Source organism: Zobellia sp. OII3 (assembly GCF_002211465.1).
Classification (GTDB): Bacteria; Bacteroidota; Bacteroidia; order Flavobacteriales; family Flavobacteriaceae; genus Zobellia; species Zobellia galactanivorans.
In genome coordinates this window covers 14,425-36,645 of sequence record NZ_MWRZ01000002.1, presented here as the reverse complement: position 1 = coordinate 36,645, position 22,221 = coordinate 14,425, and the positions used below count along the sequence as shown (strand labels likewise).

Here is a 22,221-nt window from a genome sequence, read left to right as displayed (position 1 = left end):
TACCAATTGTGCCCAGATAATTACACCTTTGGTCATAGCATTTATTCAAAGTGAAATTCTTACGAACCTAATTTATAGAGCGATTATGAAAACAGCAACAATTTACAATTCCGACTTACATTTTGAACACCAACAATGGAAATCTGAGCTGGCCTTTTGGAAAGATGAACTAAAATCTTTTAACAACCGATTGAAGGAGTTGGTAAACCGTTGGACCGATAAGGAAGTACTTGCACAACTAGAACATTTTCAAAATGAATTTATCTTACACTCAGGTGTTATTGAAGATTTGCAGGAAACCATAGCGGAACACGAAATGAATATTTCAAAGCAAAGAGACAATAACCATGAGTCGATGGATGTCACCATGGTCAAGAACCACATACAGTTTCGAGAGAAAATGGAAACCCAAAGACAGATTTACGCCGACCTTAAAAAAGAGTTCTTCCGTTTTCTAACGAAGTATATGTAATACATCCATAGCATATGGCAGCATTCAAACTCCCGAAGCAACAGGAAATAAAAAGGTACGCCACACTGTTCAACGTCCTCGCCAAATATGGTTTTGAGGACGTTTTGGCAAATAGCGGTATCATAAAGGCTATCCCTAAAACCTACTTAAACCAACACCCCGATACCGAAAAAAACCTTTCATTTTCTACTTACGAACGTATTCGTATGGTGCTCGAAGAACTGGGGCCCAGCTATGTCAAGTTAGGCCAGATCTTTAGCAATCGGGAAGACATGCTTCCTCCTGAACTCATTAAGGAGCTTGAAAAATTACAAGACCATGCGCCCCAATTAAAAAACTTTGATGTACAAAAGGTACTTGAAGAAGAACTAAACATTTCCCTCCCCGACCACTTTCTCTCGGTGGATCCCGAGCCCTTGGCCGCTGCATCTTTGGCCCAGGTGCACCGGGCACAATTGTTGACCGGCGAAGAAGTGGTCTTTAAGATTCAGCGCCCCCTTATAAAGGAAATCATAGAAAGTGATCTGCTGATCATGAAGCAGCTAGCCCGAGCCCTTGAAAAATACAGTACCCATGCACAAGCCTTACAACCCGTACGTATCGTCGCTTCCTTTGAACAAAGTATTCACGAGGAGCTTCAATTTTTACGGGAAATAGAAAACACAGAAAGGTTCGCGAGGAATTTTGAGGACAATGAGCTGATCCATGTACCCGTAATCTATCGCCACTTTTGTACCGACAGCCTTATCTGCATGGAATTTCTCGACGGTATCAAAGTCTCTGAAATCGATAGGCTCAAAGCCGCAAATATCGACCCTTCGGCCGTAGCCAAAGTTGGGGTCGACCTCTACCTGGCCCAAATTCTTGAGCACGGATTCTTTCATGCCGACCCACATCCGGGAAACATTTTTGTGCTTCCTACAAGCGGACAAATCTCCTTTTTAGATTTTGGTATGATGGGTAGCATCATGCCGAACGACAAGGAAGTCCTAGGAGACCTACTCCTGTATTTCTTGAGGAAGGACGTCAAAAAAATTAGAATCCTCCTTGAGAAAATTGCCGTAAAAACCGATATTCCCGATCAAAAGAAGCTCGAGCAAGATATATATGAATTGGTATCAGGGGTCAGCGATACCGCCCTACAGAACGTAAAGATAGGAAGCACCCTCACCCAGTTCAAAACCGTACTGTACGAAAACAAAATTGTCTTGCCCCACTATCTCTACATGTTGATAAGGGGACTTATCATCATAGAGGGCGTAGGCCGAAAGCTAGATCCCGCATTCAACATTTCCGATAATCTAGAACCCTATACCGCGAAAATCATCGGCAGAAGGTTTAACCTAAAAAGGCTCTTTAAAAAGAACCTAAGCCGCTTTCAAGACCTTAATGAGCTCATAGACACCCTACCCGATGATATCAACTCCATTTTAAAAAAGATAAAAGATGGTAAATTAGTGGTGGTGCATGAACATAAGGGCTTAAAAGAATTCCAGACCGCAACCAGCAAATCGGTGAACCGTTTGGTCTTTGCCGTCATCATAGCCGCCCTTTCCATCGGGTCGTCTATTCTGGTCATGGCACAAATGCCTCCCTTGATCAACGGCATTCCCTTGTTGGGAGCCATGGGCTTTGTTCTTTCGGCCCTATTGGGGTTTTATATTGTGATATCCATATTCAGGAACGATCAATTCTAAATGTTCTACGACCACTAATCTAAAAGCCTATGGTGACTTTTGAAGGTATAAACGAATTTATGGACAGCTATATTCTCGGCGTACTCATCAGTATGGGAATAGGCCTTATCATCGGCTTGGAACGGGAGTATAACAAATTGAAGGATCAAGGTTTTGCGGGCATCCGTACCTTTCCCATTGTCGCCATACTGGGCTTCACCCTAGAAAACCTTAGCGACAAATTTACGGTTTGGCTATTGATCGTCGGCCTTGCCTCCTTTATATTGTTCTTGGCTTTCAACCATATTTATCAAAAACAAGAAGAATATAGCAAGGGCCTGACTACCAATCTAGCCTTGATCGCCACTTTTATCTTAGGGGTCATGGTATCGGCGGAATACTATAGGGACGCAGTGGCCACATCGGTGATTCTCGTAACGCTACTTTCCCTAAAAACAAGGTTTCGAACGGTAATCAGCAACATCACTTCCGAAGAGCTTTTTGCCTTTATCAAGTTTTCCATTATTGCCCTTTTGATATTGCCCTCCCTACCTAACAAAAGCTACGGATCAAATGGCTTATTGAATCCGTTTGAAATCGGTTCTATAGTAGTAATCGTATCCTTTTTAAACTTTATAGGTTATTTTTTGGTGAAATATGTAGGTTCTAAAAGGGGCATATTGCTAACGGCCATCCTTGGCGGTCTAATATCGAGTACTGCCGTTGCATGGAGTTACGCCTCCCGTAGTGAAGAATCACCCGAACTCTCAAAAAAATACGCTGCCGGAATCATTATTGCGTCGGCCATTATGTTTCCTAGATTGGCTTTTTTGGTATATATCTTCAACAGCGCCCTTTTGACCTATTTGGCACTTCCATTTACCTTGTTGACCTTGATCTGCCTGGTCGTATCCTTAGTACTCATCCAAAGGGACACCAAAAAACCCGATACCAACATTAAATTGGGCAACCCGCTCAATATACTGAACGCCATTGGTTTTGGCGCCATTTATGTGGTCATCCTATTCGCTGTTTTCTATAGTAATAAATTCTTTGGCGAAAGCGGATTGTATTATTCTGCCCTTATTTCAGGCTTGGCCGATACCGATGCCATTACCATTAGCATGGCGAAATTTTCACTCGATACCGATAAGCTAAATTTGGCTTCTTTGGTAATCATTGCCGCTGTTTTAAGCAACATGCTGGTCAAACTGGGAATCAGCATCCTCAAAGGCTCAAAAACTACCGGAAAACTTGTTGCCTATACTTTTGGGGCCATCATTCTTGTCAGCGTAGTCTATATTCTTTCCCACAGCATTTAACAAAATATCCCAATTATTCCATTGGTATGATTTAGGTCATTCCAATTGGTATCGAGACAGGGCACCTTTGCACCTGATAAGGTTAAACTCTTATATACAGATGAAAGATCGGGTTAGAAAAAGGTGTAAAGCGTCATTCACCAATATGACGCTCCTGCTGTTGATAATGCTCTCGTCATATATACAGGCGCAAGAGCAAGAAATAAGTATTTCAGAAGCATTGGAACTCAGCTATGCCAACAATGAAAAAATCAAGCAATATAACGAGCGTGTACAGCAGAAAGTCTACAACGACAAAGCGGCCAAAGGCAACTTTCTCCCTTCCTTGAACCTCTTGGGCGGTTATACTTATCTCAACGAAAACATTCAGGTCAACACCTCTCAGATTTCCACTTCCCTAGATGATCTGGGGGGGAAATACGGTGCGGCATTTGTAGCCGCTTACGGCGAGCAAATAGGTTTGTCAGGGCTAAGCACAGAAAGTGCCTATAGTACATTGGTAAGTGTATTGGGCCAATTCCCACCCTACCCGAATATGGAAATAGACAACCGGCAATTCCCTACAGCGGCATTAACGGCGACACAACCCTTATTTACCGGTGGAAAAATCATTGCCGCCAAGAGATACGCCAAGGCGGAGTTGCGTTCGGCCGATATTGAACTAAAACAGGTAAAGGATGAAATCGCGAACGAACTTATCGAACGCTATCTAAACGTAGTGCTATTACAACAGGTGGTCAAGACCCGACAGGAGGTTTATGACGCAATGCTCAAGCATAAAGAGCAGGCAGAGCGTTCGGTCCAACTAGAAATTCTCCCTAAACACGTATTGCTAAGGGCCCAAGTAGCGGTAGCCGATGCCCAAAAGGATTTGAACAACGACCTGAACAAAGAAGAATTGGCCACCATGGCCTTACGTACTACCATGAACTTGGCGGATACGATTCCCTTTAAGGTAATGGATAGCATTTCTTACAAAGAACTCTATCTCGATTTCAACGAGCTGTTGACCACGGCCTATGCAAAACAACCTGTTTTAGGCTTAATAGACCAAAAAGAGGAAATGGCCAAACAGGCACTGGCTTTGGAAAAATCGAAGTTTATGCCCAACATAGCGGCTTTTGGTACGTACAATATGTTCCGCGATGAACTGCCTGTAGTCCCTCCCCAATTTATGGTCGGCGTTCAGGCCCAAATCAATCTCTTTAACGGGTTTAAGGACATCAACCAATTGAAATCAAGCAAACACTTGAAAAAAGAAGTCAAAAATGCCAAGGATTATGCCTTTAAGCAAATTCATTTATTGGTACAATCCAACTACGTTACCGCACGTAACCAGCAAAAACTATACAACAGCCTAACAGCTACGGTAGAATTGGCGAAAGAGAATTTACGGATCAACACCAGAAGGTTTGAAGAAGGTCTGGGAAAATCCATAGATGTAATCGATGCATCGCTGTTGTACAAGCAATCCAAAATAGAGCAATTGGTAGCCCTCAATGGGTACTACCAAGCGATTGCCAATCTCTATACCGCCATAGGAGAACCCGAAAAAATAATACCGTTTATCAATAAATAGGCACATCATGAAAAAAGCATATATAACCTTGGCCCTACCTATACTGATCATCGTCTTTGCCATTGCCTTCTTTTTCATTAAGGCGAACAGCAAGGAAGAAACCATCTATTCCGGCATGTTGGAAACCACAGAAATAAATGTGTCCTCTGTGATTTCCGGGAGGGTACTCAACCTATTGGTAGAAAAAGGAAGCACCGTAGAAAAGGGAGATGTACTGGCCAAGTTGGAACCCGATATATTGAACGCTAAGAAGGGCCAGGCCCAAGGCATGGTCAAAGCTGCCAAATCCCTTTTCAACAAAGCGGAATACGGAGCGCGACAAGAAGAGATAAATGCGCTTCAAAACCAATATCAAATGGCTAAAAGTCAATTTGATTTTGCCGAAAAAACCTATAAGCGGTACCAAGCCCTTTATGCCGATAATATCATCTCAAAACAGGAAATGGATGAGCTCCAATTCAAGTACGATGCGGCCAAAGAGCAGATGAATGCGGCCAAATCGGTTTGGGAAATGGCCAAAAAAGGGGCAAGAAAAGAAGATATAAGTGCGGCCTACGGCAGTTATGAAAGTGCTAAAAGCGCATATAACGAAGTTGAGGCATTTTATGACGAGCTACAAATCGTAGCCCCTGCCGGAGGAATTATCAGTAATCAGATTGCGGAAGAAGGAGAAGTCATGGCGGCCGGATATCCTATCGTGACCATACAAATTCCCGAAAAGGTCTATGCGATCGTCAATGTAAGGGAAGACGACCTGTCCGATTTTAAAATGGGCCAAGTCTATAAGGCCACCGTGCCAGGACTTAGCAATGAAGAAATAGATTTTAAAGTCAGTTACATTGCTCCCATGGCCGATTTTGCCACTTGGGTTCCGGTAAAGGCAAAGGGCGAATATGACCTAAAAACTTTTGAAATTCACTTAAAGCCCCAAGACCGTATATTGGAACTAAGACCGGGCATGTCCATACACTTTCACAAATAATATTATGTTAGGCAACTGGGGTATATATCGTGTTTTTAAGCGGGAATTGCTGCGATTGGCACAGCAAAAATCCGTTCGGAACCTATTTATTATCGTGCCGCTTTTGGCATTTTTTATACTTGGCGCCATATACTATAAGGGAGCGCTAAGAGAATTACCCATTGCTGTTTACGATAACGACAACAGTTCTATGAGCCGTACCTATATCAGGTTTTTAGAGGCCTCGCCCACTTTTAAGATTACCCATTACATTTCCTCTGATGAAGACATTGAAAGGGCCTTTGTAAAAAATGATGTCGAGGCGGTATTTTACATTCCTAAGGATTTTTACAAAAACGTATTAAAAAAAATAAAGGTACAAGTAAAAATATACAGCAACTCTACCAACATTGTCTTTGGAAACCTGGTATACCGATCAGCGGTTCAGATAAGCCAGTTGCTAAGTGCTTCCGTTGCCATCAAGCGAATGGCACCCTTGGGTATAGACCCAAGTAAAATATCGGGAACCGTTCTCCCCATTCAGGTAAACTCCCGGGTTCTGGGAAATCCCCAATACAATTATAGTTACTACTTAATTCCGGGGCTAAGCATTGTACTATTGCAAATGATCGTATTCATTGCTGCCTCTAGGGCCTTTAATAACGAATGGAAAAACAACACTTTTCAAGGACTGGTTACGGCTTCAAAAGGAAACTTTCTTTCTATGCTCTTTGGAAAATACTTAGCGTTTCTGGTCTATGGCCTTAGTTTATGTGGAATGGTTCTGGCCGTATTGTTTCCCGTTTTCGGAATACCGGTTTATGGAAACATAGGTGGCCTAATGGCCCTACTCTTTCTTCTGATTACGGTAAATATCTTTTTGGGGTTTGGACTCTCCTTACTATTTAAAAATGAGCTTATAGCACTTGACCTTGCCATCTTCTATAATTCGCCGGCATTTGTCTTTAGTGGGTTTACCTTTCCCATATGGGCCATGCCTTGGATCAACCGCGCTTATGCCGATATCATTCCCTTTACCCATTTTCTGACCGGCTTCCTTAAGATTTACCAGTTAGATACTCCGGTTCATTTTATATGGCCCGAAATAGGGAAGTTGCTGGTATTTCTCTTGGCTGGATTTATATTGATTTTAGGAGGATTGACCTTGAATGGAAAGCTCATTTTTCCCGTAAAAAAAATAGAGGCGATATGAACTTAAAAATCATCTGGAAACTCATACAAAAGGAAGCGCTTTTAGTAGTTAACGACAAAAGCATTCTCCTTGTTCTTTTCGTTGCCCCCTTTCTATATCTTTTTATGATAGGGACCACTTACATCAAAAAAGACGAAGAAAAAGTAAGCGTCGGTGTGGTCGATATGGACCATACAAAAAGTAGCAGAACATTTTTAAATAAGCTCAATGCGACCCAAAAAGTAGACTTGAACCATGCGTATTACAGTCTACCGGAAGCCCATATGGGTATTTCCGCCTTTGATGTGCAAGGCTATGTCTATATCCCGTACGGCTTTGAAAAAAAACTAAAAAGAAAAGAAACCGCCCCTATCGGACTCGTATTGAACAACACCCGTTTTTTACCCTCTAACGACATCAACAAAGCCGTTAATTTGGTCTCCTTGGACTACGCCCTAGAGTCTCGGGAAAAATTCTTTGAATCAAAGACGATCCTACCACAGTTGGCCAGCAGTAATGCCGATCCTGTAAGGGCGCAAGTCAATTCGGTCTACAACCCTACCAATAATTACGGCGATTTTTTATTGCCCTTCGTACTGTTTCTCATACTGCATCAAACCCTACTCATAGGTCTGTCGGAAAGCGTGGCATCGGATCGTGAAAAAGGACTCATGAAAGTTGGTTTTAAGGATAGCAACAACAACTTTATCAATTATATATCAGGAAAAACCGGAATCTACCTTCTCTTGTTCCTAGCTTATAGTTTCTTTGTGCTTTTGGTAGTGTTTCCTTTTTTTGATTTACCCATCCACGGAAACTTCCTTGCCCTCATGGGAGGCTCCATCATTTTTCTTTTGGCCACCCTCTTATACGGATGGTTCTTTGCCTCTTTCTTTAATACGGAAACTGGGGCTATGGAGGTCATTGCTTTTACCTCTTATCCCGTATTTTTAATTACGGGGGTAACCTGGTCTATAAATGAGATGCCATTGTTCGTTCAATTTATATCAAACCTTATTCCCCTAAGACCTTTTTTCGTCTTGCTAAAAAAACTTGCCATCATGGGGGTTGACAGTCATTTTTACCTCAATGAGGTCATCCACCTTTTAATTTTATTGCTTGTGGGGTATGTGGCCGCGTTTTTCAGATTTCGTTACCTACAAAAAGGAGAGCCAAAACTAGCGGACAATAGGCCGGTTCCCCTATCGAGCGATTGAAATTTTGTTGCCACCCCTTCTTTTTACACATCTTCGGCCGAACCGATCAAGGATCCATCTGCTTATTATATAAAAACAGCCCTTAGTTTCAATGACTGAAACCAAGAGCTGTTTTACTAGGGGCTAAAAACCCCTAAACTATTGAAATAAAACGTGTTTCTTTTGCTTACGGATACCCCATCCCCACAACGTTATACCCGTAAGCTTAGAAACTTAAAGATTTTTCACATAACCGAAAACCATCTTTTTAAACTCACGAAAGTTATCCGTAAAGGTTTCCATTCGTTTTTTGAGTTGACGGTGCTTCTCCCTGTAATCCGCATCGGCCAGACCGCTTTCTCCCATTTCCAAGCGAGAGAGCAACCTTTCGTGCTCTTCGATATCATCGGACAAATAATCGAACAATTCGGAATGTACCGCGTCCAAATTTTCAAGAATTTGGTTGTATGCCGTTTGTGCGGCATCTTCGGTCTTTCCCTTCTCTATCAAATCGGCAAAAAAACGGGCCTCATCTTTATAAAAGGCTATATTGCTCAACCATTCCCTACTCTCAAAATGAAGCACCTCTAAACTTGCCCCTAAAAGTAATTCGGTTTTTGGATTCAGTGTTTGTGTTTTCATACTCCTATGCTTTTAAAAGTTTTAATATTTATGGCACCAATGAACTCATGGTGGTCTTAAACATTTATCAATTGTTGACGGCCTACTTATTTCTTAACTTCATATCTATTAAAGAAACTGACTTCAAGGGTCTTTCTGGCATTTTCCAAAAGTTGCTTCACTTCTTCCAAGCTTTGGTTTCTGATCATGGCGATTTCATCTACCGAGAAATGAAATTCCGTGGCCAGTTCAAATACCGTACGCATGGGCAGTGGAAGATTGTGCAGTACCATGGTGGTATGCCTCCTAATATTTTCCCGTCCCAATTCCTTATCTAATTGCGCTATCAACTCTTTATTATGGTCCTCTATAAAGACATGGTTCAATACGTAGTCGTTCTTAGCATAAGATATATCGTCGAGTTCGTCGATCATGACAAAATCACCATCACCATCGGTACTGAACTTTTCCTCCATGGCATCCCATTCAGGTCGGGAATAATCATCGATATTCTTCAGAAAGTAGTCGTCAAACTCCTCATCTACAATCGTCTCTTCCAAAAGCTCATCGGCTTTTTTGAACAACCATGGATGTAGCTGTTCTTCGCTGTCCACCTCAAAAAAGTTCGTATAAGCCTCTATAAATAGCTGATCTACAAAATCATCTACTTTGTACTTTCCCTTCGGAAGATTTCCCTTGCTCAGGGCCGCGGCCAACCTTTTGCCAATGTAGCGCTTTACCTGATACAGGTCTTTTAGCAGCAGCTTATTGAAGGAGGTTTGGTCGTTCTGTTCTTTGAAGCGGGTAAGGTCAGAAAAGGTACTCGCTACGAATACGTTAAATTCTTTTTTATTTTCATAATATTCAAGAGTGTCCATGCTATGTGTTTTTGATTAGAATACATCATAAAATTGCGGCTATATGTGCTAGAAAACTATGACCTAGGTCAGTCGCATCATATAAAGCGTATTAGGGTTTGTCCATATCGACCGAAGTGTCCAATTTCAATTCCAATTTTTCAAGATCGAAACGATGGCCCCTAGCCACGAACAGAGTTGCACCTTCACTTAACTTTTCAACACATGCCAAGGCTTGTTCCTCGCTCACTCCCAATCCCCTTAATATACCATAAGGTCCTCCGGAAAGCACCCCTATCGCGCGGTTGCCCACAGGGTCAAGAAAGGTCGAGACCAAGAAACCTGCAACGAACAAACGCCCTAATTCGGGGTTATAGAAGGTGTTGAAGGCGGTATCTTCACCTAGAAGTTCCTTAAAAAAATGTCGTAATTGCGTTTCTTTGAACGTCAATTCTTTGGAATTGTCCGTATAATCATCTTGTAGATTACCGATTACCGATATTACAATTTTATCAAAATCCATCTGACCGACCACTTTTAAGGCCTTTTCCAAATCTGAAATTTGGTCGTACGGTTTTAGAAAAACCTGTTTTTGTTCTGTTTTCGGGACGTGCATATTCTTTTAAATTAGAGACCGCATGGTCATAAACTCGGAGCATTCTCCTTCGCTAAAGTACAAGTAGATATTTTCTATATGCCTGACCTAGGTCATATGGTCAAAAATTTTACCTGACTAACTTTACCATTCACAATTCATACTAATTAAAAACAAAAATCATGGCAAACGATAGTGGAAACATTCTTCTTGCTCTATTGACAGGAGCAGCAATCGGTGCGGGCATCGGAATACTTTATGCCCCCGACAAAGGAGTTGAAACAAGACATAAAATCAAAGACAAGGCTTTGGATGCCAAACACGACCTAACGGAACGAATGGCACATGCCAAAGACGAACTGACCAAAACGGCCAACGAAAAGAAAGAAGAGTTCGAACAAAAATTAGATGAGACCATTAGCAATATGAGTTACAAGGCCGATGATATCATATCTACTTTAGAACGCAAACTGGAAGACCTTAAGAAGAAAAACGCCCAACTACACAAATAGTGCGATATGGCATTTGAAACATTAAAAAAAGACCTCATTGACGTAGATGCGGATATGAGGTCTTATCTTGAAACCAGCGAAGAATATTACAAGCTCAAATTCTTTAAAGTACTCATGGGTTCCATTACGACCCTGGCCCAATCTTTAATCATAGGGGCTGTACTATTTTTAGCCTTGTCCATGGTATCCTTGGGTATCTCCCTCGCCCTTAATGAGGCTATGGGAAGTTTCTATTCGGGCTTTTTGATCGTGGGCGCTTTTTATATAGTTGTAGCCCTTATCTTTTATTTCTTCAGAAGTGTATTGCAGCGGCCATTGCTACAAAAATTCTCAAAACATTATTTCGACCGGCCATGACAAAAAAATATAGTTCGTTTTCGGAAATAGACCATGATCTGAAAATTTTACGACTCCAACGTGAAATTGCGAAGGAAAGCTTGAAACTTGACCTAAAAATCACCAAAGACCACCTCGAGCCAAGGCAAATGATACAAACCGCAAGCTTTGACATTAAACGGTCGTTAATCGATTTTGCCCTGAGCAAGGGACTCGAATGGCTACGTCGCCTAGGGCGGAAGTCATAGCCTTAACCTAGCAGGTCAACTAGCCAAAGTCGGCCACCTGTTGCAATTGTTTTTTATCCGAGAGTATAATTCTACGCGATTCGCCCAATTGGATCAATCCTTTATCCTTAAAACTCGATAGTACCCGTATGGCCGTCTCCGTCGCCGTACCGATCAAGCCCGCAAAATCTTCCCTAGAGATACTGATACCCATATCATCATCTTTGATAAGCCCTTTATCGTACAGTTCCAACAAAGCGGTAGCGGCCCTTTTACGTACCGAATCGAAGGCCATGCCCATCAATTGGTTTTGCATATGAAGAACATTGTTCGAGATCATACCGATAAACTTATGCGATACCTCTTTATTGTTGAACAACAGTTGGGTGAAATCTTTCTTGGGAATACTACATATTTCACAGTGACTAAGGGCCACGGCCGTTTCCGTATACATACCCGAACTTCCCAAGACACAAAGTTGCCCTATAAAATCGCCCGCACTGAACATGCCGGTCACATACTCTTTACCGTTTTCATTGTGCTTGTACGTTTTAACCTCCCCACTTTGTATAAAGTAGAGATTATGGGCCATGCTCCCTTCCGAAAAAATCTCTTCTTTAGGCCTATACTGGGTCAAGCTACGGTCAGCCGAAAGATCTTTTAGGTTTTGATATTTTGAAGCCTCCTTTATAAAATCATTGATGCCTTGTACATTTCTTGAAAATTCTTTGCGCAAAAAGGAATTCTTCCTGAGCCGTGCCTCTATGGCTTCGATCAAATCTATGGCCTCAAAAGGTTTGGTCAAGTAATCGTCGGCCCCCATGGCCATTCCCTTCCGCAAATCGGATTTTTCCGATTTGGCCGTTAAAAAGATAAAGGGGATACAGGCCGTTTTTTGGTCTTGGCTCAGTTGTTCAAAAACGCCATAACCATCCATTTCGGGCATCATTATATCGCAAAGAATTAGGTCGGGGGCGAAAGACCTCGCCTTTTCAATACCGATTTTTCCGTTTTCGGCGGTGGCTACCCGGTAATTTTCAAGTTCCAGAATTTCCGCGGTCATTTCACGTACATCGTAATTGTCTTCAATAAGCAGTATTTTTTTCATTTGTCAAAAGATTTAAGGGGAGTTCTACGATAAAAGTGGTGCCTTGGCCAAGTTGGCTCCGAAAGCTGATAGTTCCGTTCATTAAAAGCGTGTATTGCCTTACAATGTTCAAACCTAACCCTGTACCTTGAAAATTGGTGGCATTTTTTGCCCGATAAAAACGCTGGAACAGGTAATCTTGATCCTCTGCCGGTATTCCGATACCCCGATCCGCAACCTCAATAAAAAGCTTATCGTCCTTGGTATCGATTTTTAACGTAATAGGCTTGTGCTCTTCAGAATACTTTATGGCGTTAGACAATAAATTATGTACAATATGTCTTAGTAATTTAGTGTCAAGCCCTACTTCTATACGCGAACGGCTGTTAATGACATCTATGGTCTGTCCGTTCTTTTTCACACCTTGGACCTCTTCTACCAATACCTCTATAAATTCAACAAAATCGAACAAGATGGGCTGGGCCACTACCTTGCCCTCTTCCAATTTACTTAAAGATAGGAAATCGTTCAGTATGTCTACCAAATTTTTCACACTGCCCTTTATGGTTTGAATATACTTTGTTCGCTTTTCTTCCTGACCGTCGCCATTTCGCCTTTCAATAAGGTTGGTTGCCGATAGAATGGCACTTAAGGGAGTTCTGAACTCATGGGAAGCCATTGAAATGAATCTAGATTTCAACTCGTTGAGTTCCTTTTCCTTTTGCAGCGTATTGCGAATCTCGACCTCTACCCGTTTTTGGTCGGAAATGTTATTATAGACGATCAAGGCCTGAACCACCTCTTGCTCCTCATTGAACAAAGGGGTGGTATTGACCAAATACGATTTGCCTTGTACTTTCGCCTCAAAGGAGCGATGTTCGCCTTTTAAGGTCTTTAGTACGTTTTGCTTCACTTTTTTCTTTAGTTCGGCAGGAACATTGTTTAACTCGTCAATGGTATCCCCCACTTGTATAGCCTTCCTGAAATTGAGTGTATCGAGATCTTCGCCCTCTATGAACACTACACGTAAATGCATATCGACTACCCCTACAAAGCCCTTGGGAAAATTTCTAAAAATGGTAACCAACAACTCTTGACTGGCAATAGCACTGTTTTCGGCGGTCTTGGTAATCTGAATTTGATCTTCGAGATTCATATTCGACTCCACCAACTTCCGCACCATATCCTTTAATTCAACGGTACGTTCGGCCACCTTGTTTTCCAGTGCTTCGGCATAGACGGCCAGTTCTTCCCTACTCTTCCGTAGCGCTGCGCTGATATTGTGCTGCTCAATGGCCACACTTGTGGCCTGGGTGATATTATATATGATTTCCTTTTCGGTATCGAGCGGTATTCTCGAAACATTGAAGTAAATGGCAAAGGTGCCCAGCAATTCTTGGTTGGACGAAAATATAGGGAAGGACCAACACGCCTTAAGGTTGGCTTCCTCGGCCAATTCCCTAAATGCGCTCCAAAGCGGATCACTAGAGGTATCGGAAACAATGATTTCTTTTTTTAAATAGGCCGCTGCACCACAAGACCCGTTTTCTGCTCCTATTTGCATTCCCTCAATGGCATCCGTAAAGCTTTTCGGCACGTTTGGTGCCGCCAATTGCCTTAAACTGCCCGTTTCCTTATCCAATAACAGAATTGACCCATGGCAATTGGGAATGGCGGTTTCAATGGTCTCTACAATTTTATAGGCAATGTGTTCCAATGGTTCATGTTGAATGATCATATCCATAACATGGGATTGCCCGATCTTAAAAAACTCCTCTACCTTATGGGCCGTAACATCGTTATGTACCCCAACAAAATGGGTCAACACCTTTTCTTCATTGTATATGGGCGTAATACTCACCTCGTTCCAAAACAAGGAACCATCTTTTCTATAATTACGCAACACCACACGGCAATCCTCTCCATTTCTAATAGCCTCGGACATTAATTTGATCTCGAACTGATCCTTGTCCTCACGCTGTAAGAAACGACAATTCTTCCCCATAAAATCGTCCTCATCATATCCCGTGGTCTTACAAAAGGCCTCATTGGCATATATAATAGGATGGTCGGGCTCTCGGGCATCACAAATAATAATCCCGTTGGCCGTTGCCGCCAGAGCCTGATTGCGCACATATAGAATATTCTCTATGGCCCTTTCGTTCGTAATATCACGGATAATGGTCAGAAGGCGGTTTTTGTCCATAGGGACAATACGGCCTTCGTAAAATTGCCTTCCCTTCTCCCCGTCAAAATTGTACTCTACAAATTGTATTTCGTTAGTTTTAATAGTTTTATCGATTCCATCGCGAATCGCTTGGCAAATATGGGGCGGCAAGAGTTCTTTTATATGCCCCCCTATTATACTAGACGCCGGAGCGAACAATTTTTCGGGTTCGGGTACATAGTAGTCAAGAAATTCCCCTTCATAATCCAATATAAACATCATATCGGGCAAAGCCTCTAGCAAAGCTTTGTTCTTGGTCAGGTTTTCTTCGAGTTGCTGTTCGGTTGCCTTTTGTTCCGTGACGTCTTGTATGGTGCCGAACCATTCCAAGGGCTTGCCCTCATTGTCATATGAGGCCTTACCCCTTGCCGTGATATATCGTATGCTACCATCGGTTCTGACCATTCTTTTATTGTTGGAATAGGAAGTTTGGTTTTCAATGGCGTATGCAATGTCATCTATGGTAGCTTGACGGTCGTCTGGATGAATGAATTGTAGGACCGTATCAACATTTAACCGCTTATCACCAGGAGGCAGGCCGCATATTCTATAAAATTCATCCGACCAGTTTCTTTCATTGGTCCTCAGGTTCCATACCCAGCTACCGATATGGGCCAAACTTTGTGCCTCGTTCATTTTCTCGGCACTGACGGCGGCCTTTTTTTCAGCCAATAAACGATCGGTTATATCTATGACAAAGGCAACCACAACGTTTTCATCGTTGATTTGGGTCGGACTCAAACTGATTTCCACAGGAAACTGTGAGCCGTCTTTTCTCAGGGCCCATAGATTCCCTCCTTTTCCCATAGGTCGGGACGTAGGTTTTTTGGCAAAGTTCTTTCTATGGTTTTGATGGGATTTTCCATATTGGCCCGGCACAAGGTCTTCTACCGTTTTATGGGCCAATTCACCCGGTCCGTAGCCGAACATTTTTTCTACTGAAGGGTTGGCCCTGAAAATGCGCCCCTTATAGTCCACCACAATAATACCTTCTACCGAAGATTCAAATATTCCTTTGAAAAGGTCATTGTCTTTTAGTTTTTCTACCATTGGGTACAGTCTAGAAGCCTTATTTTCAAACTAAATTACAAAAAAGGCGGGGCCACGTTGCAAAATTGGGCCTATAAATATGCATACCTAGACCGACTCCGAATAGTGGGGCGTAGTACGCTCCGAATACTATAGAGGAAAAAAGCGTCCATGTATGATTTTAACAAATATATAATGGTCCTCCTTATAGAAACATGACCTTTGTCATGATTTCTACTTTAACCGACACTATTTGCTATACTATTCAACCGTAAACTGCAATGCTACGTCGTTTTCTTCAAGATTTTTTTTAGCGGCCCGATAGCCCAATTCAAATATGGCATCGATGCTGTTCATATCGAAGGTGCCGAAAGCGGAAAGACCTTCAGGGGAGATAATCATGTCAAATTCCGCGAATTTTAGCATGGATTCGGAAGCGGACTTCAATTTATAGGCCCGCTCCACGACAGTATAAGAATGTTTTAGATCTTCCATTCTTATTTTTTTCAGTGGATTGACATAGACCCCGATAATTTTATCGCACTTATTCTTTAGCGGTTCAATGGGGAAATTATTGAGGACCCCTCCGTCAATATAATAAGCGTCACCTATTTTTGTAGGGGTAAACATTCCCGGAAAGGAAGCCGAGGCCAATACTGGTCGAATGAGTTGCCCCTTATGGAATATTTTGAGCGTACCCTTTATGATGTCGGTACCCGTTACGTAGAGCGGTTTCTTTAATACACTAAAATCGTCCTTGGGAAAAAATTCCTTGAAATTATCATAGTACTTCTCCGTATCTAAAAAGCCCGGTTTGCTACGGGCATACTTCTGTGTACGAAATAGGGGGATGGTTTTAAAAAAATGTAATATTTCGGCCCAACCGACACCTCCCGCATAGAGTGCTCCCACTATGGCTCCGGCACTGGTACCCGATATATGTGTTGGGAATATCCCGTGCTCCTCTAAAGCCTTTATAGCGCCAATATGCGCCACTCCCCTAATTCCTCCTCCTGAAAGTACAAGACCTATATTCATTTGTTTTGCGCTAATTGTGGAAATTTACGAACTATACCTCTATCTAAATATGATCCAAATCATAGGTCATATTACAAGACGGGACTAAATACTTTGGCGAGTCCCTCTTTAAAACGCTCGGACTTGGGTCGCCGTGTAAATTCCTTATAATTTATTTCTTGGCTAATTTTGCAATCATTTAAAAAATCACGTTTCAGCTGCTTTGTCAGTTCTTTATCATAGGCCAAAACATTGACCTCGTAATTTTGTTCAAAACTCCTCACATCGAGGTTGGCGGTACCTATGGTCGTCAGTTCATCGTCGGTAAACATGAGTTTACTGTGCAAGAAACCGTCAGGATATTGGTAAATTCTAACCCCGGCTTCCAAAAAGTTTTCAAAATACGAGCGTACGCCCCATCTGACCAAAAAACTATCGGAGTTGGATGAAAGCAAGATCCTGACATCGACCCCGCCCAAAGCGGCTACCTGTAAAGCTTCCATAAGGGCTTCCCCCGGAATAATATAGGGGTTTACGATGTAGATGTACTTTTTGGCGCTGTTGATCAATGAAAAATACAGTTGATGCACCGACGGAAAATCGGAATCAGGGCCGCTCGAAACGGTCTGTACAATAGATTTTCCAATCTTGGGTATGTTCGAAAAATACGACAATGTCAGCATATCGTCCTTGCCACTGGCAAAACTCCAGTCCATGGCAAATACCGCCTGAAGGCTATTGACTATAGGCCCCCTAAGTCGCAAATGCATATCGTGCCAAGTACCCAACACCGGGTCACCGTTAATGTACTTGTCCGATACGTTAACACCGCCCGTAAAGGCGGTATGCCCATCAACCACCACGATCTTCCTATGGTTTCGGTAATTAATGGACGAGAGCAGCCTTTTGAACCGAATGGGCAAAAAACTAAATACTTCTACCCCTGATTCCTTGAGTTGGTTGACATAGGCCTTACTTAAGGTATTGCTTCCCAAACCGTCGTATAGGAAACGGATTTCAACCCCTTCCTTTATTTTTCGTTGCCAAAGGGCCAGAAACCGATTGGCCAGTTCACCTTCCTCAAAAATATAGTATTGAACATGTATAAACTTTTGGGCACCTTCCATAGCCTGAAAAATGGCGTCAAAGGTTGCCGGCCCATCTTTTAAGGGGGTCAGCTCATTACCTAAACTGGGTAAAAAGCTGGAGTTTTTGGCTATGAGCTTTACCAATTTGATGTGGCCTTTTATCGGTTCGGGCACGTTCACCCCATTATTTCGATCTATGTCATCACAATAGGCCTCGACCGTTTTTAGGTATGCCGATATCTCTTCGGTCTTTTTAAGGCGGTAAAACTTGTTTTTTCTTCTGTTACGCCCCAGAACGAAGTAGAACAACATACCGCCGACCGGTATGGTAAAGATGGCCAAAAGCCAAGCAAGGGTCTTAGTGGGGCGTATACCATAGAGCAGTAACCTGCCTACCAAGAACAGGGCCAACGAAAAGTAAACGATAAGTGCGATGGTCATATTCCAAATGTTATTTTATCCAATGCAAACAAATCATCTTTTCCTGAAGACCTACTCACTGATGCGCATTTCAAAATTAACCACACCTCCATCAATAGTAGCATGATGCAAAATACCTTTTTTATAAAAGTATAAGTTTTCCTTGCCATTCGCATTGATTTTCTTGTAGCTATGGTTTCCTAGGGCCACTATGGTATTCATAGTACCATCTTGTTCCGAATAGCAATAATCGATATGCTTTGGCTCCTTAAAGTACAGCAATATAGTGGTATAGTCGATAGAATCTTTCAAGTTACTTTCCTTTTTGTTCTTTAGGATACGATATTGATCATTTTTCCACAAAGTACTTGTCTCGGCGTGGGGCCTATTGTTGACCAAAATATTGACATTGGCCTTTTGAAGGTGGTCATTGTCAAAGCTTACATCATACTTATAGTCTACCGCTATCGGTGTCAATAGCTTGGTTTTGATGCTGGTAAAACTCTGATAAGTAGTTACGGTGCCCACGGTCTTTCGGCTTACTTCTAAACTCCCTATAAGCTTGTTTTTCATTAAGATATCGTATTGCAATACCGTAACGGGAACAAGGCTATCGCCCATAAGACCAATGCAAAAAATAAGTCCGATTACGTATTTGACCATAATGTTAAATATAGTAGGGTATTTGTATTTGTACAAATTACCGTAATTAAATACGGTCTCTCCCTGACCAATATCATAAAAGAAAGTGAAGTTTTTTTGGACCAAACGCCGATCAAAGGTTAATGGCGCCTTACATATGGCAGGTCAGGGGGTTTATCGTCAAACCCAAGAAGAAGAAGAAGAAGAAGAAGAAGAAGAAGAAGAAGAAGAATTATAACAAAAAGAAAGCCCTCATATCTAACCTACCTACATGGACGCATACAGGTTTTGATAAGAAGGCTGTTCTAACGATTAGTGTTTCTTATGATATCTCTACAGTTTTCGGACTGTGTTTTTTGGCTTCTTCTTTTTTGGCAATTTTGAATTTGAGAAGGCCATCTTTATAGCTCGCCTTTATTTTATCGTCGGCTACGCTTTCAGGCAATCGGAGTGATTTTTGAAAAGAGGTATAACTAAACTCCTTACGGCTATAGTTATCTTCCTCTTCTTTTTTGACATTGGAATTTTCCGCTGAAATGTTCAGGCATCCATTATCGATACTCACATTGAAATCTTTCTTGTCATAACCAGGTGCCGCAAGTTCAATTTCAAAATTATCTTCGTTTTCCTTAACATTCATGGCCGGCTCTTCTAGTTTTCCCAACCAAGAACCTCCATTAAAAAAATCGTCGTTGTTGAAAAAATCATTACTTACAAGATTTCCCCAGGGTCTTTTGTTAAATTTAATTAGTGACATAATATCAACTTTTTAGTTAAACAATTAACGTACGGCTAAAGTATAATGGAAGCACAACCAAAAGAATGACCTAGGTCAGGATGTAGGATTTTAACAAAAAAAATAAAGAAGTATTTGAAAAACTAGATCTTCGAACTCAATTTCAACATTTTACCACTAAGGGAAAAGAGCCAACGCAACTGTTCGAGTATGAGATAGGCTTCCTGCAAATTTCTCACCTTACCGGTCTTTACGGCATTTTCAAAATCCCAGGCAATCGTATCGAACCTAGAACGATTGTCCTCAAAGGAGCGTTCAAGGTTTTTGATTGAAAAATCAGTATTTTCACCTTCATGGGCCAAGCTATGCATGGCCCGATCCATATTCTCCCCTATTTGGGCTATGGCCGATTTAAAACCTTCGGAAGCTTCCGTAGTGTTGTGGTTCTGTATGTAAGAACTTAAAGAGGCCAAGGAGGCTAAAAAAGCATGGCTAAGCGCCACAAACTCATACACCTCGTCTATATTCCTTTGCTTTGACCTAGGTTCTTGGACCATTTGTTGAAAGGCAGAACTCAGGTTAGAGGTTTCTACAAAAGCTTTCTTTCGGGTAACGCGAAGCGGGGCAAGCAATTTTTCCTTCGCACTGTAAAAACGGCCTATTTCAATTAAAAAGTTCTTGTGGGCCCGCAAAGAGTCCTCAAAATTCTTAGCGATGTTCAGAAAGCCCCATGTAGGCCAAAGCCATAAGGTGGCCAAAAACGACAATGCCGCGCCCACTACCGTATCGAGGATCCGAAATTGGATGACGGTCAAAATATCGGGTCTTAAAATACCGTAAATGAATATCACGCTCAAGGTGATAAAGGTAGCCGCCGTTTTATAATTCCGCTGTAGCATAGAAAATGCAGCTACCAAGGAGGCTATGCCCAACACGGCAAAAACATAGGTATTCTGTACAAGGGAAACTATAACAAATGCAATGGCCCCTCCGATAAGGGTTCCTATGATCCTGTCTTTTGAACGGGCCTTGGTAAGGCCGTAACTTGGCCTAAGGATAATGATGATGGTCAACAAGATCCAATACGGGTTCTGAAACTCAAAAATCGTACCCACCCCGTAACCGATCATTACGGTGACCGCCAAGCGCAAAGCATGCTTGAATATAGACGAGGCAAAACTAAAGTTCTGAACAAGTACCTTGGGGTCATAATCGGGCAAGGCTACAAATTTACGGGCGTATTCTTCGTCGATCAACTCTAGTTCCTCGGGTTTGGGGTCATCGAGCAGCCATTTGATCTTTCTCAGCATTTCCACCTGCTTCTCCTGATATTCAAAAAGGTTTTGAAGCATTAAAAAGCCTTCCAAGTTTTCGTTCTTCGGTATGGACCTTAATTTGGTAATCTCTTCCTTGATTCTCCCAACACACTCTTTCAACTCCCTATTGTTCGGCAACTTCCTCCTATCACTACCGGCATGGCCGATTTTTTCCAATTGGTCGGAAATTCGGAACATAAGCCTTTGAAACATTTCCATGTATCCTCGATGCCTTGAAAAAATATCATCCATCTTCGCATAGTTGACGGGGTTGGAAATGGCCGTTTCTAGCATCTCGACCAACTGGGTAAGTACCAATAACCGTTTTCCGTTGTACATGGATTGTCCGGAACTTTTTCGCGAGACGATAAGCATCTCCCGTAAGCTATCGTGGTTCTCGGTGAGCTGAACCTGTATATTCTGTAATTCGGAAAGTAAGTCATCTCGCTTGGTATTTGATTCGATCAAGCGCCCCCGGATATGCAGGAACTTTGCCGTCAAAAGATAAGTTTCCGTAAACACCTCTTCAACTTCCCCTGTGGGGTTGATACGGTGCCAAACGACGGCCAAAAACAAATACCACAGACCGCCCAAGCCGACAAAGAGCGCATACTGATATACCTCCAGATTTTGAAGTTCATGGGCAAAACTCAATACCAAGGCCAAAAGCCCCGAAAAACTGATCAATGAAGCCCGAAAGCCAAAAACGGAGAGGTAAGCTATGGTAAAGGTCAGCAGCCCCAAAACGGGAATCAAGACAAACAGGTTCAAATCGAGATAGCCCCCAATAAAGGTAACCACGACCACCAATGCGGCAGAGCAAAGAATACCGATCTTTTTATGCCTATAACTACCACTGACATCACTGGGCGAGCTCCAAAAAGCCCCAAAACAAAGTGCCAGTCCAATTTCGAGCCGATCGAAATACAATCCCAATAAAATAGGGACGGTAACGGCAACCGCCACCAATATGGCCTTTGAAAAATCGGTGCTTTTCAAAAACTGTAAGAGTTCCCTAAAGTTTACTGCGATGGTATTGTTCAACATACTGAAACGGCCCTTTACCATGGCAAAGATAAGCTATAAACAGGGCTTCACATCAACTGCGATAGC

Annotated in this window: 21 protein-coding genes; 11 read left to right on the top strand and 10 right to left on the bottom strand. The window is 42.2% G+C overall.

Annotated features, from left to right (window positions below; translation table 11 throughout):
* Window positions 1–85: 85 nt before the first annotated feature.
* The 7 genes from B4Q04_RS07290 to B4Q04_RS07260 all read left to right on the top strand — a co-directional run bounded on the left by B4Q04_RS07290 (window position 86) and on the right by B4Q04_RS07260 (window position 8,419).
* Window positions 86–472, top strand: coding sequence for a hypothetical protein (locus B4Q04_RS07290; RefSeq protein WP_013995186.1), 387 nt, complete (start codon window positions 86–88; stop codon window positions 470–472).
* A gap of 14 nt (window positions 473–486) precedes the next feature.
* On the top strand, window positions 487–2,169 hold the full coding sequence (locus tag B4Q04_RS07285) for an ABC1 kinase family protein (RefSeq protein ID WP_013995185.1): 1,683 nt from the start codon (window positions 487–489) through the stop codon (window positions 2,167–2,169).
* A gap of 29 nt (window positions 2,170–2,198) precedes the next feature.
* Complete coding sequence (locus B4Q04_RS07280; RefSeq protein WP_088696426.1) at window positions 2,199–3,470, top strand: MgtC/SapB family protein; 1,272 nt, start codon at window positions 2,199–2,201, stop codon at window positions 3,468–3,470.
* A gap of 100 nt (window positions 3,471–3,570) precedes the next feature.
* Window positions 3,571–5,049, top strand: coding sequence for a TolC family protein (locus tag B4Q04_RS07275; protein WP_088696425.1), 1,479 nt, complete (start codon window positions 3,571–3,573; stop codon window positions 5,047–5,049).
* 7 nt (window positions 5,050–5,056) lie between these two features.
* On the top strand, window positions 5,057–6,031 hold the full coding sequence (locus tag B4Q04_RS07270) for an HlyD family secretion protein (RefSeq protein ID WP_088696424.1): 975 nt from the start codon (window positions 5,057–5,059) through the stop codon (window positions 6,029–6,031).
* Between the two features lie 4 nt (window positions 6,032–6,035).
* On the top strand, window positions 6,036–7,223 hold the full coding sequence (locus B4Q04_RS07265; protein WP_088696423.1) for an ABC transporter permease: 1,188 nt from the start codon (window positions 6,036–6,038) through the stop codon (window positions 7,221–7,223).
* Window positions 7,220–8,419: an ABC transporter permease gene (locus tag B4Q04_RS07260; protein WP_013995180.1), complete on the top strand. Its 1,200-nt coding sequence runs from the start codon at window positions 7,220–7,222 to the stop codon at window positions 8,417–8,419. Before B4Q04_RS07265 ends, B4Q04_RS07260 begins: the two co-directional genes overlap by 4 nt.
* A gap of 213 nt (window positions 8,420–8,632) precedes the next feature.
* Here B4Q04_RS07260 and B4Q04_RS07255 read toward each other — a convergent pair whose 3' ends face one another.
* From B4Q04_RS07255 to B4Q04_RS07245, 3 genes are all read right to left on the bottom strand, one after another.
* Complete coding sequence (locus B4Q04_RS07255) at window positions 8,633–9,040, bottom strand: hypothetical protein (protein WP_013995179.1); 408 nt, start codon at window positions 9,038–9,040, stop codon at window positions 8,633–8,635.
* Window positions 9,041–9,126: 86 nt separating this feature from the next.
* The gene (locus B4Q04_RS07250) at window positions 9,127–9,897 is read right to left on the bottom strand and encodes a DNA-directed RNA polymerase sigma-70 factor (RefSeq protein WP_013995178.1); all 771 of its coding nucleotides are present in this window, start codon (window positions 9,895–9,897) and stop codon (window positions 9,127–9,129) included.
* A gap of 91 nt (window positions 9,898–9,988) precedes the next feature.
* The gene (locus tag B4Q04_RS07245) at window positions 9,989–10,492 is read right to left on the bottom strand and encodes a hypothetical protein (RefSeq protein WP_013995177.1); all 504 of its coding nucleotides are present in this window, start codon (window positions 10,490–10,492) and stop codon (window positions 9,989–9,991) included.
* Between the two features lie 161 nt (window positions 10,493–10,653).
* Between B4Q04_RS07245 and B4Q04_RS07240 the strand changes: the two genes are divergently transcribed.
* Genes B4Q04_RS07240 through B4Q04_RS07230 form a run of 3 tightly spaced genes read left to right on the top strand, consistent with a single transcriptional unit; the run spans window position 10,654 to window position 11,567 of the window.
* The gene (locus tag B4Q04_RS07240) at window positions 10,654–10,983 is read left to right on the top strand and encodes a YtxH domain-containing protein (protein WP_013995176.1); all 330 of its coding nucleotides are present in this window, start codon (window positions 10,654–10,656) and stop codon (window positions 10,981–10,983) included.
* Window positions 10,984–10,989: 6 nt separating this feature from the next.
* Complete coding sequence (locus B4Q04_RS07235) at window positions 10,990–11,340, top strand: hypothetical protein (RefSeq protein ID WP_013995175.1); 351 nt, start codon at window positions 10,990–10,992, stop codon at window positions 11,338–11,340.
* Complete coding sequence (locus tag B4Q04_RS07230; protein ID WP_013995174.1) at window positions 11,337–11,567, top strand: DUF6327 family protein; 231 nt, start codon at window positions 11,337–11,339, stop codon at window positions 11,565–11,567. The genes B4Q04_RS07235 and B4Q04_RS07230 overlap by 4 nt, the downstream gene beginning before the upstream one ends.
* A gap of 19 nt (window positions 11,568–11,586) precedes the next feature.
* Here the strand turns inward: B4Q04_RS07230 and B4Q04_RS07225 are convergent, their stop codons facing one another.
* The 5 genes from B4Q04_RS07225 to B4Q04_RS07205 all read right to left on the bottom strand — a co-directional run bounded on the left by B4Q04_RS07225 (window position 11,587) and on the right by B4Q04_RS07205 (window position 19,077).
* Window positions 11,587–12,654, bottom strand: a complete 1,068-nt coding sequence (locus B4Q04_RS07225) for a response regulator (RefSeq protein WP_013995173.1) — start codon at window positions 12,652–12,654, stop codon at window positions 11,587–11,589.
* Window positions 12,632–15,910 carry a PAS domain S-box protein gene (locus tag B4Q04_RS07220; RefSeq protein WP_088696422.1) on the bottom strand — a complete coding sequence of 1,093 codons (3,279 nt, stop codon included), beginning with the start codon at window positions 15,908–15,910 and terminating at the stop codon, window positions 12,632–12,634. Before B4Q04_RS07220 ends, B4Q04_RS07225 begins: the two co-directional genes overlap by 23 nt.
* 240 nt (window positions 15,911–16,150) lie before the next feature.
* Window positions 16,151–16,927, bottom strand: a complete 777-nt coding sequence (locus tag B4Q04_RS07215; RefSeq protein ID WP_013995171.1) for a patatin-like phospholipase family protein — start codon at window positions 16,925–16,927, stop codon at window positions 16,151–16,153.
* A gap of 71 nt (window positions 16,928–16,998) precedes the next feature.
* Window positions 16,999–18,435, bottom strand: coding sequence for a cardiolipin synthase (cls, locus tag B4Q04_RS07210; RefSeq protein ID WP_088696421.1), 1,437 nt, complete (start codon window positions 18,433–18,435; stop codon window positions 16,999–17,001).
* A 51-nt stretch (window positions 18,436–18,486) separates the two neighbouring features.
* Window positions 18,487–19,077 carry a DUF6134 family protein gene (locus B4Q04_RS07205; RefSeq protein ID WP_088696784.1) on the bottom strand — a complete coding sequence of 197 codons (591 nt, stop codon included), beginning with the start codon at window positions 19,075–19,077 and terminating at the stop codon, window positions 18,487–18,489.
* Between the two features lie 85 nt (window positions 19,078–19,162).
* On the opposite strand from B4Q04_RS07205, the gene B4Q04_RS23080 reads away from it, so the two are divergent.
* Entirely contained in the window at window positions 19,163–19,294 is a 132-nt protein-coding gene (locus B4Q04_RS23080) for a hypothetical protein (protein ID WP_262508228.1), read from the top strand.
* A gap of 84 nt (window positions 19,295–19,378) precedes the next feature.
* Here B4Q04_RS23080 and B4Q04_RS07200 read toward each other — a convergent pair whose 3' ends face one another.
* Both B4Q04_RS07200 and B4Q04_RS07195 read right to left on the bottom strand, forming a co-directional pair.
* The gene (locus B4Q04_RS07200) at window positions 19,379–19,813 is read right to left on the bottom strand and encodes an Hsp20/alpha crystallin family protein (protein WP_013995167.1); all 435 of its coding nucleotides are present in this window, start codon (window positions 19,811–19,813) and stop codon (window positions 19,379–19,381) included.
* Window positions 19,814–19,935: 122 nt separating this feature from the next.
* Entirely contained in the window at window positions 19,936–22,155 is a 2,220-nt protein-coding gene (locus tag B4Q04_RS07195) for an FUSC family protein (RefSeq protein WP_088696783.1), read from the bottom strand.
* Window positions 22,156–22,221 lie beyond the last annotated feature (66 nt).

What these genes read in the sequence shown, in the direction of transcription:
- B4Q04_RS07290 (WP_013995186.1), top strand. Translation starts at nt 86, where the DNA reads ATGAAAACAGCAACAATTTACAATTCCGACTTACATTTTGAACACCAA.
- B4Q04_RS07285 (WP_013995185.1), top strand. Translation starts at nt 487, where the DNA reads ATGGCAGCATTCAAACTCCCGAAGCAACAGGAAATAAAAAGGTACGCC.
- B4Q04_RS07280 (WP_088696426.1), top strand. Translation starts at nt 2,199, where the DNA reads ATGGTGACTTTTGAAGGTATAAACGAATTTATGGACAGCTATATTCTC.
- B4Q04_RS07275 (WP_088696425.1), top strand. Translation starts at nt 3,571, where the DNA reads ATGAAAGATCGGGTTAGAAAAAGGTGTAAAGCGTCATTCACCAATATG.
- B4Q04_RS07270 (WP_088696424.1), top strand. Translation starts at nt 5,057, where the DNA reads ATGAAAAAAGCATATATAACCTTGGCCCTACCTATACTGATCATCGTC.
- B4Q04_RS07265 (WP_088696423.1), top strand. Translation starts at nt 6,036, where the DNA reads ATGTTAGGCAACTGGGGTATATATCGTGTTTTTAAGCGGGAATTGCTG.
- B4Q04_RS07260 (WP_013995180.1), top strand. Translation starts at nt 7,220, where the DNA reads ATGAACTTAAAAATCATCTGGAAACTCATACAAAAGGAAGCGCTTTTA.
- B4Q04_RS07255 (WP_013995179.1), bottom strand. Translation starts at nt 9,040, where the DNA reads ATGAAAACACAAACACTGAATCCAAAAACCGAATTACTTTTAGGGGCA.
- B4Q04_RS07250 (WP_013995178.1), bottom strand. Translation starts at nt 9,897, where the DNA reads ATGGACACTCTTGAATATTATGAAAATAAAAAAGAATTTAACGTATTC.
- B4Q04_RS07245 (WP_013995177.1), bottom strand. Translation starts at nt 10,492, where the DNA reads ATGCACGTCCCGAAAACAGAACAAAAACAGGTTTTTCTAAAACCGTAC.
- B4Q04_RS07240 (WP_013995176.1), top strand. Translation starts at nt 10,654, where the DNA reads ATGGCAAACGATAGTGGAAACATTCTTCTTGCTCTATTGACAGGAGCA.
- B4Q04_RS07235 (WP_013995175.1), top strand. Translation starts at nt 10,990, where the DNA reads ATGGCATTTGAAACATTAAAAAAAGACCTCATTGACGTAGATGCGGAT.
- B4Q04_RS07230 (WP_013995174.1), top strand. Translation starts at nt 11,337, where the DNA reads ATGACAAAAAAATATAGTTCGTTTTCGGAAATAGACCATGATCTGAAA.
- B4Q04_RS07225 (WP_013995173.1), bottom strand. Translation starts at nt 12,654, where the DNA reads ATGAAAAAAATACTGCTTATTGAAGACAATTACGATGTACGTGAAATG.
- B4Q04_RS07220 (WP_088696422.1), bottom strand. Translation starts at nt 15,910, where the DNA reads ATGGTAGAAAAACTAAAAGACAATGACCTTTTCAAAGGAATATTTGAA.
- B4Q04_RS07215 (WP_013995171.1), bottom strand. Translation starts at nt 16,927, where the DNA reads ATGAATATAGGTCTTGTACTTTCAGGAGGAGGAATTAGGGGAGTGGCG.
- cls (WP_088696421.1), bottom strand. Translation starts at nt 18,435, where the DNA reads ATGACCATCGCACTTATCGTTTACTTTTCGTTGGCCCTGTTCTTGGTA.
- B4Q04_RS07205 (WP_088696784.1), bottom strand. Translation starts at nt 19,077, where the DNA reads ATGGTCAAATACGTAATCGGACTTATTTTTTGCATTGGTCTTATGGGC.
- B4Q04_RS07200 (WP_013995167.1), bottom strand. Translation starts at nt 19,813, where the DNA reads ATGTCACTAATTAAATTTAACAAAAGACCCTGGGGAAATCTTGTAAGT.
- B4Q04_RS07195 (WP_088696783.1), bottom strand. Translation starts at nt 22,155, where the DNA reads ATGTTGAACAATACCATCGCAGTAAACTTTAGGGAACTCTTACAGTTT.